Origin of the sequence: Aliikangiella coralliicola (assembly GCF_007004725.1) — a bacterium.
Taxonomy (GTDB): Bacteria; Pseudomonadota; Gammaproteobacteria; order Enterobacterales; family Kangiellaceae; genus Aliikangiella; species Aliikangiella coralliicola.
In genome coordinates this window covers 211738-227859 of sequence record NZ_ML660169.1, presented here as the reverse complement: position 1 = coordinate 227859, position 16122 = coordinate 211738, and the positions used below count along the sequence as shown (strand labels likewise).

The 16122-nt window shown below is 42.8% G+C and carries 12 protein-coding genes; 6 read left to right on the top strand and 6 right to left on the bottom strand.

Features of this window, described 5'->3' with window-relative positions:
- The first annotated feature begins 11 nt into the window (after window positions 1–11).
- From FLL46_RS21685 to FLL46_RS21675, 3 genes are all read left to right on the top strand, one after another.
- Entirely contained in the window at window positions 12–425 is a 414-nt protein-coding gene (locus FLL46_RS21685) for a DUF4279 domain-containing protein (RefSeq protein WP_142933646.1), read from the top strand.
- Window positions 426–993: 568 nt separating this feature from the next.
- Window positions 994–1194 (top strand): hypothetical protein, encoded by a 201-nt coding sequence (locus tag FLL46_RS21680; RefSeq protein ID WP_142933644.1) that lies wholly within the window; start codon window positions 994–996, stop codon window positions 1192–1194.
- A 278-nt stretch (window positions 1195–1472) separates the two neighbouring features.
- Window positions 1473–5438 (top strand): hybrid sensor histidine kinase/response regulator, encoded by a 3966-nt coding sequence (locus FLL46_RS21675; protein ID WP_142933643.1) that lies wholly within the window; start codon window positions 1473–1475, stop codon window positions 5436–5438.
- Between the two features lie 186 nt (window positions 5439–5624).
- On the opposite strand, the gene FLL46_RS21670 is transcribed toward FLL46_RS21675, so the two are convergent.
- Window positions 5625–6026, bottom strand: coding sequence for a DUF4345 family protein (locus FLL46_RS21670; protein ID WP_142933641.1), 402 nt, complete (start codon window positions 6024–6026; stop codon window positions 5625–5627).
- A gap of 105 nt (window positions 6027–6131) precedes the next feature.
- Here FLL46_RS21670 and FLL46_RS21665 point away from each other — a divergent pair, with 105 nt between their 5' ends.
- Window positions 6132–6860 (top strand): helix-turn-helix transcriptional regulator, encoded by a 729-nt coding sequence (locus FLL46_RS21665; RefSeq protein ID WP_142933639.1) that lies wholly within the window; start codon window positions 6132–6134, stop codon window positions 6858–6860.
- A gap of 164 nt (window positions 6861–7024) precedes the next feature.
- Here FLL46_RS21665 and FLL46_RS21660 read toward each other — a convergent pair whose 3' ends face one another.
- The 4 genes from FLL46_RS21660 to ygfZ all read right to left on the bottom strand — a co-directional run bounded on the left by FLL46_RS21660 (window position 7025) and on the right by ygfZ (window position 13230).
- Window positions 7025–7558, bottom strand: a complete 534-nt coding sequence (locus FLL46_RS21660; RefSeq protein ID WP_142933637.1) for a hypothetical protein — start codon at window positions 7556–7558, stop codon at window positions 7025–7027.
- 166 nt (window positions 7559–7724) lie between these two features.
- Window positions 7725–11261: a DUF6701 domain-containing protein gene (locus FLL46_RS21655; protein WP_142933635.1), complete on the bottom strand. Its 3537-nt coding sequence runs from the start codon at window positions 11259–11261 to the stop codon at window positions 7725–7727.
- A 170-nt stretch (window positions 11262–11431) separates the two neighbouring features.
- On the bottom strand, window positions 11432–12268 hold the full coding sequence (locus tag FLL46_RS21650; protein ID WP_142933633.1) for an HDOD domain-containing protein: 837 nt from the start codon (window positions 12266–12268) through the stop codon (window positions 11432–11434).
- A 14-nt stretch (window positions 12269–12282) separates the two neighbouring features.
- Window positions 12283–13230, bottom strand: a complete 948-nt coding sequence (ygfZ, locus tag FLL46_RS21645; protein WP_142933631.1) for a CAF17-like 4Fe-4S cluster assembly/insertion protein YgfZ — start codon at window positions 13228–13230, stop codon at window positions 12283–12285.
- Window positions 13231–13555: 325 nt separating this feature from the next.
- Between ygfZ and FLL46_RS21640 the strand changes: the two genes are divergently transcribed.
- Together FLL46_RS21640 and FLL46_RS21635 are read left to right on the top strand one after the other, a co-directional pair.
- Window positions 13556–13813 carry an FAD assembly factor SdhE gene (locus FLL46_RS21640; protein WP_142933629.1) on the top strand — a complete coding sequence of 86 codons (258 nt, stop codon included), beginning with the start codon at window positions 13556–13558 and terminating at the stop codon, window positions 13811–13813.
- Between the two features lie 16 nt (window positions 13814–13829).
- Window positions 13830–14309, top strand: coding sequence for a protein YgfX (locus FLL46_RS21635; RefSeq protein WP_142933627.1), 480 nt, complete (start codon window positions 13830–13832; stop codon window positions 14307–14309).
- A 60-nt stretch (window positions 14310–14369) separates the two neighbouring features.
- Here FLL46_RS21635 and nadB read toward each other — a convergent pair whose 3' ends face one another.
- Entirely contained in the window at window positions 14370–15983 is a 1614-nt protein-coding gene (gene nadB, locus FLL46_RS21630) for an L-aspartate oxidase (protein WP_142933625.1), read from the bottom strand.
- Window positions 15984–16122: the final 139 nt, after the last annotated feature.

The following is a 16122-nucleotide window of genomic DNA, read 5'->3' as shown; positions in this document are numbered from 1 at the left end:
GTTAAGAGGTTATGAATATTTCTAAAGTCAAAATAATCGAAGACGTTACATTTAGAGTTTGGGGGGAGGAATTAATACCAGAGATAATTACTAGTGCTCTCGGTATTTCCCCAACAAAATCTCAAGTAAAAGGCGAGAAAATTATGTCGAAAAATGGCAGGTTTCGCTATTCCAAGATTGGTATGTGGGTTTTAAAAGCGAATGAATTTGATGGAGGAACTATAGAAGAAAAAATATGGAACTTAGTTAAACATCTTAAAAAGGCGAATAAGCGTTTGATAGAATGCAAGGGAGTTGAAGGGATGGTTATTAATATTTTTGTGGGTGTTGAGGAAGGAGAAGATAGTATAGAATGTCAATTCTCTCCAATGTTATTAGGCGAACTAGGTACGTTAGATATTGAACTGTCCTTAACAGTCCTTTAACTCAATTATCAAAAATACTAACCACTTAATAATTTATCGTGGTTTTAACTAATGGATAATCTCTTTCAGTTTCGTAGCCTCGATTAATAATCGAGGTTTTCTTAATGCAAAACAAAGCTAAAACCAGGTATTCTATTGTCGGCTAATCTCTTGCAAACAAAAGCTACTTTTGCTGACAAGCTTTCGAGCTAAAAATATTGTAAGACAAGTAAAATTACTGATAAGCCGATCAATAGTTACTTCAAGGCTAGGACAATCTACTACAGAGCTTTCGAGAATTTGACTATAAGTTGAATGCCCGTTTAAACTTATACCGTAAAGTGATTTAGTCGTAATTGTGCTTGTTTCTAGAAAGAATAATTTGTGTGCTGATAGAATCGTGTTATTTGCTCAAATCTACTTAAATGATAGAAACATCTCCCCGCTGATTATCAAGCTAGTCCAATTAATAATACTATCCGGGTATTTGTGGTTACTGGGTCTAATTGGATCCAATCCTGCCAGACTTTTTTCCCAGGGAGCAATGGGGCGCTTTCCATAACCATCCAACCATTTTGGATAACGATAGTTGCGACAACGTGAACGCCAATTGGATCACCACTGGAAAGCAATTGGCCAATACGAATATCGTTTGCAGGAAGAGCAATCTTCTGATGCAGAAACAGGACATTTGATGGAAACCATGCATGTGCTTGACATCAATGGTAAAAGCTTTATTCAACAAGTAAGTTTTAAAGGCCCGGATACCGCAGTGCCCAGACGCCGTTAGCTTGAGAATTACCTTATTGAGGAACTTCTAACAACCTGCATAGGCACAATGACTGGCTTGTGCAGGCTTTTTGCTGAAGTATTCTTAAGGTTAATTTAATCAGGCTTCTATAGTCGTGTCTGAAAGTATTACGGTGACCGCCAAACAATGTAGGCAAGATTTTTTAGGTTTATTTAGCATAGTTCGTTTGCGAGTCTGGCGAATGGCGTTATTTGCTTAGGCAATAAATTAGAACTATGTTTTGAGTATACTTTTTAATATTCCCATTGGATGGGCATATGATATCCGGTAACAAAAGCTTAAAATATCGAATGCCGAGTTTTGAAAAATTATTCATCGTTAACGATTTAGTTGAGTTAATCTGTTGGCTGAAAAAAAAGTCGAGTGAATCAACAATACCTGTTTTTATGTGTATTTGTTCGATTCGAACTATTTTTAGCGCTACATCATTTGTTTTAGTTGTCGGACTCATAACATTAATATCGCTACGAGCCTGGTCTTCATCTATGGCTGAAGTTGGTCGCCTACCTATTCAAAATTATAGCGTTGATGACTATGGCGCTCATCCTCAAAACTGGTGGGTGACTCAACACCCTAGCGGATTACTTTACGTCGGTAACTCAAATGGCTTGCTTGAATACGATGGGGTTGCCTGGCGACATATTCGGCTTGCGAATCGAGGGATTGTAAGGTCAATAGCTATTGATAAGCTTGGTCAGATTTTTGTCGGTGGAAATAATGAGGTAGGTTATCTGGAACCTGATTCAGCTGGCACTTTACAATACGTTTCTTTGGTTGAAAAACTGCCGCAACAAGCTCGTCTCTTTGGGCATGTGTGGAAGACCTTTGCAATGGCTGACGGGGTCTATTTTGCTAGCTATAAATTTTTGATGCGGTGGCATGAAGGTCAATTCAAAATATGGAAGCCCAAGCGGTATTTCTTTGCTTTTTCGGTGGGGGAGCACATATACGTGCAGGACAGCGCGCGTGAGTTGCTGCGCCTTGAAAATGATCAACTCATACCGGTGCAAGGTGGAGCTCAGTCTGGCCAGCCCAATCGTCCTATTAACGCGGTGCTGAAAAATAGAGACGATGGCTACATTATTGTGACCGCCAGACACGGATTATTTCAGTGTTTTAATTCTGCGCCTGTCGATAAAGAATGTAATCCATTTGCGCCGCAGCTTACCCAATTTTTAAATCAATTAAAACCTTATCGAGCGACCTTATTACCAGATGGCAGAATTGCCATTGCTACCTTATCCGGTGGCGTTGTATTGCTGGATAGTTCAGGCCAATTGTTTCGAGTTATCAATAAAACTCAAGGGTTGAGAAATGACAATGTGTGGTTCGTTTATCTCGACAGACAGCAGGGCCTGTGGATGGCGCTGAATAACGGGTTGGCCCGGGTCGACATGAGCGAAGAAATTTCTAAATTTGACGAAACTTCGGGGCTTAAAGGGAGTGTCCAGGCGGTAGTCAGGCACAAAGATGAATTGTTTGTGGGGACTAATAACGGGATTTTTCAATTGAAGTCGGGAGGTGGTGAAAAGCCTTCTCAATTTTTACATGTGAAACCGATTAGAGCTTGCTGGTCAATGGTGTCGACTGAGGTCGGATTGCTCGCGGGTTGCGGCATTCAAGTTTTCAATTTTGATATTCAGAAAGTTGTGTGGCAAACCCAAAAGTCAGGCCTTGTTTATTCCATGTTCCGCTCGCGCGTTGAGCCGTCTCGAATTTACCTTGGCCTTGAGAACGGGTTGGCTGTTTTGCGGTTACACCAGGGAGAGTGGCATTTAGCCGGTATGGTGGAAGGCGTTGATTTTGAAATACGTGCTTTCGCAGAAGATGCGCAAGGCCAACTCTGGATCAAAGCAGCAACTCAGGGGATATGGCGACTCAGGTTTGAGTCATTATCATCTGGCGCAGTTCGTTTGCAAGGCAAAGTCCAGGTAAAAGGATTCACCAAGGGGTGGATGCAGATCGCATCGGTGGGAGACAAAATTCTCGTGACTAATCGGGGGAAGCTTTATCAAATTCAGGGGCTTTCTGCTAACGAACCATATTTTATTCCCGAAGAAAAACTGTCCCAAGTCGCACCGCAAGAATTCTCATTTGAACAGATTGTTGAGGATAGCCGAGGAGTGGTATGGATGGTGGCTAAAGATGGGGGAGGAGTGGCTTTTCCTCAACAAGGCGGTGGATATGAGTTTTCGTTAACACAACTTGATCTATTACCTAAAAGAAATATCGAACATATTTATTCAGAGTCGAGTGAAACCACATGGGTAGGAAGAACAGATGGTTTAATTCGCATGACATTACCATCAAAGCGAAAGCGTTCAGGCTATCCAGTTTGGATTCGGCAAGTACAGACACAGGACGATAGAGTTCTGTTTGGCGGCGACCGTTCGAATGAGTCTAACAAGCTTATCTTACCTTATCGGGAAAATACGTTGCGTTTTTCTTTCGCCGCACCTCAGTTTGAGCGCCCCGAGCTGACAGAATACCGTACCTGGTTAGAAGGGCTGGATGAATGGTCGAACTGGCGCAAAGAAACATTCAAAGACTACAATAATTTGTCTGAAGGCCAATACTCTTTTCATGTTCAAGCAAAGGATGTGTTTTCGCAAAAAAGTCAGGAAGATGTTTTTAGTTTTGTCGTTTTACCGCCCTGGTATAGGATGTGGTGGGCTTGGACAATTTATGGTTTAGCTGCCTTTTTAATAATCTGGGCGGGTTATTATCTGCGAACTCGTCGTCTTTACAAACATAACCGCGAGCTTACCCTGGCAGTAAAAAATAGAACGGCAGAGTTGGTTGAAGCTAGAGATGCTGCCGAGGCAGCCAACCGAACTAAGAGCGTTTTTCTCGCCAATATGAGCCATGAACTGCGCACACCACTCAATGCAATACTGGGGTTTTCTGAAATTTCCGGTCAATCCAAAGGCGTGCCCAAGGTTGTCAGAAAATATTTGGGGACCATTCATGAAAGCGGACAGCATTTACTAGAATTGATTAATGATGTGCTGGATATGGCTAAAATTGAAGCTGGTAGAACGACTTTTGATGGGGTTGCTTTTGACCTTCATGTAGCGATTGACACCATTAAAGATATGTTCCATTTGAGTGTAGAGGAAAAAGGAATTGATTTGTTTTTTGAAGGCGTTGAAAGTGCCCCTCGCGTGATTAAAACGGACCAACGAAAATTGCGGCAGGTATTGATTAACTTATTGTCCAACGCAGTTAAATTTACAGTCAAAGGAGGCGTGAGTTTAAAGATTCATTACAGTGAAAACAGCGCACCTGGACGATTGGGTTTTAGTGTAGAAGATACAGGACCAGGCATTTCCAAACAGCAATTAAAGTTGTTGTTTAAAGCATTCAGTCAAACCGATTCCGGCAGGCAGGCCAATGAAGGATCTGGTTTAGGGCTGGCGATTAGCCGTGAATTTGTTGAGTTGATGGGGGGAGAAATTAAGGTTGACAGCGAGGTTGGAAGAGGCACGAAGTTTTCCTTTGAAATTGACTTTGAAGAGGCAGAGCTCGCGCAATTGGACGGCGGGCCAAATAGCAAAATTATAAGGTTAGCCGGCCAAGAGAAACGGCATCGCGTCTTGGTGGTGGACGACAGTCTTCAAGGACGCGAATTATTAGCGTTATTGATGGATAGATCGGGTTTTGAAGTCCAGCAGGCTGGTAACGGAAAAGAAGCGTTTCGGGAGTGGCAAAAATGGCATCCTGATTTAATCTGGATGGATATGCATATGCCGGTGATGAATGGCTTTGAGGCTACCAAAAAGATCAGAGAATTTGAAAAGATCCGAAAGACTAAAATTATAGGATTAACCGCCAGCGTGTTAGAGGAAGAACGCGAAAGAGTGATGATGTCCGGGTGTGACGATTTTGTACGCAAGCCCTATAGCGCTAATGACTTATATGATATTTTGAGTAATCATCTGGGCGTACAATTTGAGTATGAAGAGGTGGCCAAACCTAACCAGAGTCGGCAAAAAACTTTGACCTCAAAAGATCTATCTGAACTTTCTGAAATTCAAGTATCTGTTTTATTAGAAGCTGCAACAAGTGGTGATATTGAACGACTGGAGCAGCTAAGTGACGACATTTCGAAAAGTAATAGTGAGCTTGCTTTACAATTAAATTTTTTGATAGAGCAGTTTGAGTTTGAACCAATTATTGAGGCCATCAAAGGTCAACCCCATAATGATAAATCAACCCCATAGTGATAAATAATGAAAGAACAACCTTAATTGGAAATTAAATAAGTTGCATCGTTATAAAACGGGGTTGAAAGATATATTCCAATTTTTTGTAGAAAATTGTGCAGACTAATTTACAGATACTAAAAATATTGATACTTCAGAAAGAATCTATTCCAACTAAGGCTGTTTTTAATTCATTACTCTTAATTACGCTGTTTTATCAGTCGTGCTGACCATAAGTTTGTAAGCAATCAACATCAGTATCATAGCGATAGTTGTTGGTATGACGGAAACAACAAGCTGCGGAAACGAACCGTCCGCAAAATAACCCACAAGCCGACCTACAAAAACCATCAACAATGCGATAAAACCAACACAAATATAATCAACATTGGATCTTATTGCACCAAGTAGCACACTAGCCCACACCGCGATGGTTGTTCCTCCCCAAATCGCGCGGATACTCGAGAGTCCTCCCGCAGATTCAATAGGCTCGATAAACATGTGGTTAAGCATGTTAGCAGGGCTAAACATCAGCATCAGACCCGTTCCCATAAAGAATAAAGCTAAGAGTCCAAAAATACACCGGCCTATATCTGTCTTTTTCATAAAACCTCCGATTTTAGTTGAGTAAATAGTGTTATGTTTTCAAGTCAATTGAGTTGGATTAAGTATATGGACAAATGTGTCATTATATGACATATTTGTTTTGCTATGCGTGCATCCACTATTTCCCGAATCGACAGGCTTGAGATCATCACTGCTCGATTAAAAACAGACGAACCCATAACCATTGGCGAGATTGCCAGGGAAATAGGTGTCAGTGTTCGAACGCTCAATCGTGATATTGACCTATTAAGAAGCCAGGGATTACCAATTGAAACGGATGTTGGCAGGGGAGGTGGTATTCGTTTGGATAGGCACTGGGGGGTTGGCCGTATAAATCTCAACTATACGGAAGCTGTTGATCTAATGATTAGTTTAGCTATCGCTGAACAAATGAATTCTCCGCTTTTTATGGCACACTTAAGCAGCATCCGCCATAAGATCATGGCTTCTTTTTCGCCTTCTATGAAAAGTAAAGTGAATGGAATAAAGGCACGTATTATCATCGGACACTCCGCATCTGAATTTGTGCTATCGAATTTCTCTTCTCCGAAACACAAGGCTGTAGAAAAACTCCACCAAGCATTTTTAATGCTGCAACGTATTAGCGTTACATACAGAGACGAAAGTAGTAACAAAACTACTCGCACCATTGAGCCGCACTATCTTTTCCTCAGTTATCCTGTCTGGTATGTTTTGGCCTGGGATCATTTGCGTGACGATATACGGATCTTTCGTTGTGACAGGATTGAAAATATTCAAATTCTGGAAGAGGATTTCACACTTCTAGCGCTAAGTGTATTCAAAAATAAACGGGATGGAATAGCGACAAATTAAGACTCATATTTCAGATAAGTGAGATCTGAATCAATAGGGTTTGAGTATTATTTTTTTAATTATAAAAATAGTTTATGTTTTTGTCAGAGCAGATCTTAGTTTTCAATTTATGTAAAAAAAGAGTGACATTGTCACTCTTTTTTTTGGTTAGTTTGATTCGCTGATCAAACTTCATAAATGGCACGAACTTTTCCACTCCAGCGACTATGTTTTACTCTAAACTCGCGATATCCCTGTCCTCTGACTTTAAACACAAGCGTGTATTTAAAAGTCTTAAACCCGGCATCAACATTTTCTGCTTCGATAACTCTCGCGTGCCGTAAACCATACTTTCGCTTTATCTGGTGAATGGCCTGGTAAACATCGTCCACTGGAAAGTCGTAGTGACGGATTTGCGAAAAGGCATTGTGGTTATCATGATACCGACGAATCTCGCGACAGCTTCCACCACCTAACTCGATAAAGTACTGCTGTTCCGAGGTAAATTTACCGCGTAGCTTATGACCCCATGAATCGTGACATTTAAACAGTTGCACATCATAACCATAGTCTGGCTGATTCCAGTGACGTTCATGATTGCGGAAAACTTTTGTTTGCGCTGATTTACTTTTCACCTGCGCTTTTGCCGCTGTTTTGTTTGTCGCCGCGTTAGCCGTCAGTAATGGTAATAATAAAGTAAGTGCCAGTAGCTTTTTCATTTTTAGCCGCCTTTTTCAGTATGCTTGTAGTCTATTATGCGTGGCGCGACTGAACCTTAAATGAACGATATCAAAAAAACTAAAATTGGCAATTTTACCGGTTTCAAAACCTATTTTTTAAGACAGACTTTACAATTCCTAATTCCTAATTCCTAATTCCTAATTCCTAATTCCTAATTTCGCGCCAGTAAATTATTCGATCACTACCACGATAATAACCAAAGCTCAGTAAGCCGCTGGTTGGGTCCAAAGTATTATCACCATCCCAATCAAAACTCAGCCAGTTCTGACCTGTTAAATTTAGATTAACGACAACGCTACCATAGTTATTGACGCCAGGAGCCGAGAACTGGATGCCGTTAGCAATGGTACTGATTCCGTTTGCTAAATTTTGTGTTGTTACCGGTGAAAATGTTGCTGTCTCGCCTGCGTTCAGATTATCGGTGTAGCTAGCGGCATCGAAACTGGCGTCAGTTTGAATATAGGTTGTGCAACTATCTGCGTCGTTAATAATCCAGCTAGTTCCATCATAGTATTCACTTCTTAGTCGCATTTCGAGATCGCTAATTTCAGGTCCATAACTATCGATTAATCGAATTCGCCCCAGACGAACTTCAAAAGCATTTGAGTTAACTGTGCCGCTAGTAACGTTGTCGGAATCGGTTGCAGTCAGATCGAGGCGTAAATTAAACGCAGCCGCTAAACTGTCAAATTGATAATCTGTTGTGGGAGAGGAATAGTTGGTCACACCATTCACAAAGTTGAGTGCTGCTGGTGAGAAGTTGACTTGTCCTGAAGCATTGAGCCCTGTATTTGTGTTGAATGGTTGCACCGCTATATCTGAGTTGGTTAGTTTTGCAAATGCACCCGCATAGTTTAGTGTTGCTGCGTTGGCTGAATTTCTTGCCGTGATTGAGCCTGAAACATCGAAAGTTTGCCCATTTCTATCTAGCCCTGCGTTGACGCCGTCAAAAAATCCTGCATAGGTAAATGTGCCGCATTGCTCAGTGATTGCCGGCGCAGTCATCAGGAAGTTGTCTGGAATAAATCGACCGATATTAATTCTTTGACCGGTAACATTTTGGCCGCCGCCCATAAAGTCGTTAGTGAATGCGTCGATCTGTAAAATGCCGACTTCGCTCCAGCTTTGATTTAGCGTGAAGCTACCTGCGCCTGCCGCCCCGGGGGCAGGAAAGCTGGCGAATGAGACACTGGGATTCGAAAGGATTCCATTAGAATTGGTCACTACAAGCGCACTGGGGGTTAGCGCAATATTCCCTGTAATTTGTGAAATATTCGGTGTCACGCCATTGTTACTCAAATCACCGCCGCTATCGGGTTCGCCGTTTGCATCTGTATCGATAAATGGGTCGGGAACACCGTCATTATTTGTGTCATCGCCAGCCTGCCATAAGACACTGCGAATGGTCATAGAAAAATTATTGCCCGCGGTTGCAAATACGTCGTCATTGCCGTCGTCCGCATAGGGGTCGCCGCTAATCTGAATGTCATATCCAAATGGGCGAACAACAAACGGGCTGATGCCACCGATGATTTCATCGGCGCTGCCTGCTGGCGGTTCGCCGATGCCAGTTTCGTCTTTTGCGCTGATACCGATTTGACCGACGTCATTATATTGAGCGGCGATAACGGCTACACCATTGGTAAAAGTGATATTTTGCGCAACAGAAGCAGCTTCAGTGGCGGCAATATTGCTACCATTCACGGTAACCGACGTGTTGCTGGATGTTGGAGAAGAATAGGTTGACCAAAAATTGAGAGCTTGTACGCCGTTGTACTCTTCAATAACGCCACATTCTGGTTGTAATGGCGTTTGGCCTGCCGCGGTTAAAGTAATGTTGAATGGGCGACCGGCAACCTGAGTCGTTATTGGTGATGGAGTAAACACGAAACCATAGGGGCGAAAAGTGATATTGCCTTCGCTATTATCATCAGTAATCAGACCTTCGGCAACGCCGATATTCGCAGTTTCCGCGACAGTATTTTCCAGGTATAACACGACTGTTCCGAGATCAGCTGCAACAAACTCATAGGTTGCTGCGCCATTATTATCGCCAGCAGTGTCAGTTAATGTGCCTTGTGCAGGATCAGCACTGGCTCCAAAACTATCAACGGTAAACCAGTTGCCGTGGGCGGTAGAAAGGCTCAGGTTGGTTGTTCCTGCGTAGTCTGTGACCGTTGCACCGCCACTATCAACTGCGGTAATTGTGATGGCTTCGCGCAAGCAATTGATACCGTTACCATCGTGAGTGATAACAAAGTGATCGACTGCCGGTGCGCAGGGCTCCACTCTGGTGGCGGTAATGGTGACATTGTCAATTGCGATAAACTCAGTCGAGCCACCATAGTTATTTTCAATTCTTAATCGAATTCGGGTGTTTGTTGCCAGGAAAGATGAAATATCGTAACTAAAACTACCGGTAACATCGTTGGAAAAAGATTGCAGAATAGTGTAACTGGCGCCACCATTCGACGACACTGAAATATCGAATCGGTCGCTGCTTTCCAGATTGTTTGGCGTTCTCAGGTCAAGTGACAAAGTGGCAGAGATGTATGTCGATAAATCGACTTGCCGTTCAATAGCCGGTTCTCCACCTGTATTGGGAAAATCATCCATCACCAACTCATTTCCACTTATCAACACGTTTCCTGAAGTCGCCGAGCCGTCGTCGTCACTTTCAATCCAGTTGGCTGCCCAATTCTGCGTGCCATCATTGTTGCCGTAATTACTCGATGAGAATTGATCAATAAAGGTGTCGTTAACCTGGTTACCGAGAATAAATGTCGTATTCTGAGTGGGAAATGTGGTCGATAAAGTATAGGTGGTGCCAGTCGTCAGCGTACTGGTGGTTAACTCCACGGTGGTTGAATTGATATAAGTCGCTCCGGTGACAGTCACACCATTGTCGATGGAAAAGTTACTGGGATCATTGGCTCTTGCCGGCGAAATATCAGCGACAAAAGTGACAGTGACTGTATTTGGATCTGCGCAGCTCGCGGTGGCATCATCCAGGGCAGGAAATTCTCTTATCCAGAGAATATCATTAGCATCACTGACAGAATTACTGGTGTTGTATGAAAATTCGGTAAAATCAGAGTTTGAAACTTCAATCCCGATAGTCGCGCTTGAGCCGTTGACGTCATCGTTTCCATAACGAAATCGAACATTGCCGTTTTCATAAATGACTATCTGGGTAGAATAACTGGTTCCCGGGCCGTTGTAACGAGGCACGTTCTCCCATGATGCAACGAATCGTCGATTGGGCGCAGAACCTAACGTGCCATATCTGACTGTGCCGCCAAGGCTGGGTTCCAGATCGTCCCAATAACCTAATATTGCCCTGTCCGCAGCTTCTTCAAAACCGGGCCCGTCAATAATTCCTGTGATTGCTAAAGGTTCATTCGTATAGTCTTTGTGAAAACCTTGATCAGCACCAAAATGCAGTGCGCCATTGGCCAACACTCGAACTTGTGTGTAGCCTGTTTCGCCAAGATAAAAGGTAAAACCGATATTGACCAGCTCGTAGTCATCGTCGGTGGGAAATCCGGTCTGACTTGCGTCATTTGTCCACGCCACATCTGTTGTGACGGTATCAAATGCCTCGCCGGTGACCGTTTGAAATACATAGGCTGCATACAAATTCGTGCTAGCCAGCAAGCATAAAGTGAACGCTGTCCACACTAGGAAACTGCGTGTATTTTTAAGCAGATTTGCTACTTCGTTCGAACGCATGATAGACGAATAGTAACACGGTTAAACATTAAAGTTCGTGCGAACCGATTGGTATGTTGAAATGCGATTGCCGATTTTATCAAGGTAGTACTGCTCATCAGCCAGTTTGACTGGACTAATTAGGCAAATGCCTGTTTAGCTTCTTCGACTTCAACGGCGAGTTCGTCAACCTGGTGAAAATCAACTTCATGAGATAATCCAAGTTTTCTGAATGCCGGTACGGTGGCGGTATCTAAACCAGCGTAAGGGCCTTCGCCTTCAGGATAGGATTGAAGTTTGGCCACAGTAACCACGTCAACATAATCTGCGGTAGTACTTTCGTCTCGGGTAAAATCGGTACAACCGACCGGTACCGCGCGGAGTTCATCCGGAAATTCCCAGGCTTTTAGAATTGCGCGTCCTACTTTACCGTGTAAGCGAGAGATTATTTTATCCAAAACCGCTTCGTGTTCGAGTATTTGAGGGTTTTCTTCTGCGAGCGTTAGTATTGGCAAAATACCAATTTCATGGACTAAACCTGCGAGAGTTGCCTGATCCGGTTTCAAGCGGGTGAAGTTACTGGCCAATACATGGCTAATTGAGGCGACTTCTAATGAGTGCTCCCAGGAAGCTCTAAGTCGTTGGTCAACTGCGTCATGGGTCGCCTGAAACATTTGTTCCATCGCAAGACCAGTAGCGAGGTTTCTTACAAAAGTTATTCCCATTCTGGTGATCGCCAGTTGCAGATTATCGACCACAACCGCGCCGCGCATTAAAGGACTGTTAGCTACTTTGATTATTCTCGCTGCTAAAGCTGCATCTTGTCCGATAACAGAGGCAAGTCCGCCAGAAGAAACATCAGGATCGTCAACCGCTTCTCTAATTTTCAGCGCGACTTCCGGTAATGTCGGCAAGGTCAGCCGATCGTTGGTGATAGCGTCAATTAATTCCGCAAGAAATTCTTTTTCTAAACTCATAGACAGGTCTTAGTTTAATGATAATTAACTAACTCAAGTATAGGACCATTTTCATCATTCAACCGAAAAATTTTAGCGTCCAGATATCGGTCTTTCGCTAACGCTAATAAGGTTGATGTTCCATTGTGATTAGTGGCGCCACATATCACTTCGGCTGCTGCTTGCGATTCCACGTAAATCTTGTCGGTTGTGGTTATGTTTATTTCGACGTTGCAGCGGAATTGTTGCATGTGTGATTTCAGTTTTCCTTTGTATTGCATGCGCGCAATAACTTCCTGGCCCGTGTAACAACCTTTGTTGAAGTCGACGGCTTCCAATGTTGGTAAATTTAAATTGTGGGGCAAAAAGTGTGATGCACTCGCTTGACTTATCCATGGAATGCCATTCGAAGCCACGTTAAACAACCAGTCTTGCTCGGTTAATTGAGTTTTTGCCTGTTGGTCAGCTGATTGAGCTTGCGCCTGAGCATTTTTTGTCACAGCCATAATTATTGATGAGTCTGGCTCGGTAAAAGTCACATTAATCAGTTTGTGATTGTCAGAGTCATTTGAATTTTTTGGGTCTGTTATTGTGCCATAAATGTTTGTTGAATCAGTTCGATCATTAATTTCAGTTTTAAAAAATACCGCGTATTTTTTAAAATGATTAATGGTTGCTTCAATATTGTCTTTGGGCAAGATAAACCAAAATGAGTCGTGGTTAGACTCGTTCTGACTTAAAGTATCTTGATTGGCTGCTTCTTGAGTTGATGCACCAGGTTTTTTGGTCGCAAAAAAAACAGCGACACAGCGACCTTGCGGATTACAAACCGCCGCCAGAGATAATTTATTTTCAACAATGGAATCGGTATTGATGGTTATTTGACCTTGGAGAAAACGAGCGGCATCAACACCGGAAATTTCAAAAGTACCGAAACTTTCCAGCCTGGTTTGGTTGCCAATTAGTTCATCATGCGATGTCATTTATTCCATTCTCACAGAATTATGTTGGTTGTTTCCATTTTATCTGATTAGGCTTGATAACACACCTAATTAAGTCGTGATTCTTGTGTTGAGGTTGGCGGCCTGCTCGGATTCGCGTCGGTAAGCTTTAGCTTTGCGGTTGAGACTGATATCATTTCGTATATCGTGTGAGGCCATACAGCCATCACCCTCGATGGGTTTAATTGATGGCTGCTCGACAAACATGGTTTTTGACGAAGGTGATTAAATGCCGTGGGATTGATCAAAGTGAAATGACTGAGCAGTCAAATTAAGTAATAGATAGTGGGTAATAAATAGTAGAGTTATGAAAGATACCAGTGAAAAAAAGAAACTGACCTGGCAATGTCGCAGAGGAATGCTAGAGTTAGACGTGATCTTAAGCCCATTCTTACAGCAGCATTTTGATAGTTTATCGGTAGAACAACAAACTATTTTTGCTGATTTATTGAACGAAGCGGATCCCGATCTTTACACCTGGCTGATGGGGTATGGCACCTGTGATGATCCAAGGCTTGATCAAATTATTCAATTGATCAGAGTGAAAATGCAAATCAGCCAATAACGTAACAGGGTTTTAGTTGAAAACTGCAACTCGCTTTCCGGTTAAAACAGCTAAGTTATTAGTCGTCGCAATTGGTTTATTCCACGTCATTCTGCTGTTAGTATCTTTTATCTTTTTTGGAGTTAGCTGGTATGTTTTGGCAATATTCATTGCGTTATTGGTCTCCTGGTTTTATTCGAACAAAAATTACCGAAAGATTACTAACGCCATGGATGATCTTTGCTGGAGTGGTGAAAACTGGTTGATGCAATCAGATGAACGACTTGGTTCAATCACTTATCTTGAATTACAACCTGATAGCTGGGTTTCAAGTTTTGCTTGTTTGTTGCATTTCTCCGTTGGTGAAAAGCAATCAGTTGGTGACAAACATTTAGTTAGTGAAAAACAATATCACTGGTTATTTGTGAAAAAAAATTTAGGCGAACGATTGTATAGTGAACTCGTTTACCTGGTCACTCAAGATTTAAAAGCTAGTCATCAATCTGATGATGTCTAAATTCTATGTTGATTAATTTTTGGTCTACTCAAGTTAGTAATCGGGTCTGCAACCAAAGCATTAATCAAATTTAGAAACGATGGTATCTTTGGCGACATTGTCCGTTTGCAGGTAATCTAAAGTGTAGTGTAGCCCGCGACTTTCTTTACGCCGCATTGCACACTCGATGATTAGTTCTGCGACTGTAATCAGGTTTCGAAGTTCTAACAGATTACTGCTCACCTTAAAATTCGCGTAATATTCTCTGACTTCCTGCTTCAAAAGCTGAATTCGCCGTTGAGCTCTTTCTAATCTTTTGGTGGTGCGTACAATACCAACGTAGTTCCACATCAAATGGCGCAATTCGTGCCAGTTGTGGGAAACCACCACTTCTTCATCAGAATTTGAGACACGGCTTTCGTCCCAGGCTGGAATGATTGCTGATTCTGTCTTGATATCGTTTTTCTGGGAAATAATTTTGTCGGCCGCAGCTCTGGCATAAACCAGACATTCCAGTAAAGAATTACTGGCCATTCGATTGGCACCGTGAAGACCGGTAAAAGCAACCTCTCCAACGGCAAACAAATTAGGAATATCGGTTTCGGCGTGTTTGTTGGCCACGACACCCCCGCAAGTATAGTGGGCAGCAGGGACCACGGGGATCGGATCTTGTGTGATATCGATGTCTATTTTGAGCAAGCGTTGATAAATCGTTGGAAAATGAGATTTAATAAAGTCGGCGTCTTTATGGCTGATATCAAGGTAAACACAGTCAATTCCCAAACGCTTAATTTCATGGTCGATCGCTCTGGCGACTATGTCCCTGGGGGCCAGTTCTGCGCGCTCATCAAAACGCGGCATAAATCTTTCGCCATTCGGCAGTTTTAACAAAGCACCTTCACCGCGTAGTGCTTCAGTGATCAGGAATGAGTGAGCTTTACTATGGAAAAGGCAAGTCGGGTGAAATTGATTAAACTCCATGTTGGCGACTCGACATCCGCTCCGCCAGGCCATGGCAATTCCGTCACCGCTAGAGACGTCAGGGTTGCTGGTATAAAGATAAACTTTACTCGCGCCGCCAGTGGCTAGCACTACGAACTTTGCTTCAAATAACTCGACTTCACGGGTGGTTCGATTCAATGCGTAAGCGCCCATGCATTTATTTTTCGGCCCAATGAGTCCTAGCTTGTGAGAAGTGATCAGGTCAACTGCGTTATATTTTTCGAAAAGCGAGATACTGTCTTTTGTTTTGATTAACTCAGACAGGGTCGTTTGAACTTCTTTGCCAGTTGCATCGGCTGAGTGAATAATTCGCCGGTGACTGTGTCCGCCTTCACGCGTGAGGTGATAACTTTGCTCACCGTTTCCGTTCGATTCGGGCTCAAGGCTAAATGAAACTCCTTGAGAGATTAACCATTGAATGGCCTCTTTACTATTTTCTACTGTATATCTAACGGCATCTTCGTGGCACAAATCAGCACCGGCAATTAGCGTATCACTGACATGAGAGTCGACGGAATCTTCGTTATCCAAAACTGCGGCAATGCCACCTTGCGCGTAGTAAGTTGAGCCTTCACTTAATTCACTTTTGCTCAGGATATTGATTGAGAAATGATTGCAGAGCTGTAAAGCACAGGTCAACCCTGCGGCACCACTACCAATAATGAGGACATCGGAACGATGTTGTATGGTCATATTTTAAACCAGAACTTTTCCTACCAAACCTTAACGTGTTCGGCATATTAAGACGAATTCGCGTATTTTGCTGAAATATGACAGGAAAATCCAATGATATCTGGTGATTTGAGGTTAGTTCAGTGGAATCAACCGGGTT

Excerpts from the sequence above, each read along its gene's own strand:
- FLL46_RS21660 (WP_142933637.1), bottom strand. The coding sequence starts at position 7,558 with ATGAAAAAGCTACTGGCACTTACTTTATTATTACCATTACTGACGGCT.
- FLL46_RS21675 (WP_142933643.1), top strand. The coding sequence starts at position 1,473 with ATGATATCCGGTAACAAAAGCTTAAAATATCGAATGCCGAGTTTTGAA.
- FLL46_RS21650 (WP_142933633.1), bottom strand. The coding sequence starts at position 12,268 with ATGAGTTTAGAAAAAGAATTTCTTGCGGAATTAATTGACGCTATCACC.
- FLL46_RS21670 (WP_142933641.1), bottom strand. The coding sequence starts at position 6,026 with ATGAAAAAGACAGATATAGGCCGGTGTATTTTTGGACTCTTAGCTTTA.
- ygfZ (WP_142933631.1), bottom strand. The coding sequence starts at position 13,230 with ATGACATCGCATGATGAACTAATTGGCAACCAAACCAGGCTGGAAAGT.
- FLL46_RS21640 (WP_142933629.1), top strand. The coding sequence starts at position 13,556 with ATGAAAGATACCAGTGAAAAAAAGAAACTGACCTGGCAATGTCGCAGA.
- FLL46_RS21665 (WP_142933639.1), top strand. The coding sequence starts at position 6,132 with ATGCGTGCATCCACTATTTCCCGAATCGACAGGCTTGAGATCATCACT.
- FLL46_RS21685 (WP_142933646.1), top strand. The coding sequence starts at position 12 with ATGAATATTTCTAAAGTCAAAATAATCGAAGACGTTACATTTAGAGTT.
- nadB (WP_142933625.1), bottom strand. The coding sequence starts at position 15,983 with ATGACCATACAACATCGTTCCGATGTCCTCATTATTGGTAGTGGTGCC.